The sequence below is a fragment of the candidate division KSB1 bacterium genome, from assembly GCA_034505495.1.
Classification (GTDB): domain Bacteria; phylum Zhuqueibacterota; class Zhuqueibacteria; order Residuimicrobiales; family Krinioviventaceae; genus Fontimicrobium_A.
Genome location: JAPDQV010000017.1, coordinates 39,309 through 39,840 on the forward strand (window position 1 = coordinate 39,309; position 532 = coordinate 39,840).

The following is a 532-nucleotide window of genomic DNA, read 5'->3' on the forward strand; positions in this document are numbered from 1 at the left end:
TGTTCGTCTGCAACTTTACCCCCGTCTATCGTCCCAATTACCGCATCGGCGTGCCGGAGGCCGGCTTTTATCGCGAAATCTTGAACACGGACTCGGAGATCTATTGGGGCAGCAACAAGGGAAATTACGGCGGCAAACATTCCGATCCCATTTCCTGGCACTATCGCCCCTACTCCATCGAAATCGATCTGCCGCCGTTGGCAACGGTCGTGTTCAAACGTCAGGTATGACATTCCAGCAAACAGAATAAATGCAGCGGCGCCTTTTGCGGCGCCGTTTCTATTTCGTGACGTTATGAACAGGGGGCGGTGTGTCGATCAAATTCGGGGGCGCTAGTCTTTGCAAATCTGGCTTATCATGCGGATAAATAGTACCGGTTTTTATGGGGCTCTAACTTCTTGCGATTTCATTGTTTAACTCGTGAAAGCCGCCGCTGCCCAGGTGTACGCTTATTACCGCGACGAAAGATTAGAACACGGCGAGGCCTGGGCGAACAGCACAATCTATCCCCAGCCGAATCACGGTTCCTTTG

1 protein-coding gene is annotated in these 532 nt (G+C 52.1%); it reads left to right on the forward strand.

Annotated features, from left to right (window positions below):
• Positions 1–230: alpha amylase C-terminal domain-containing protein (locus ONB24_08630; GenBank protein MDZ7316173.1), on the forward strand; the 230-nt coding region annotated here is incomplete at its 5' end.
• Positions 231–532: the final 302 nt, after the last annotated feature.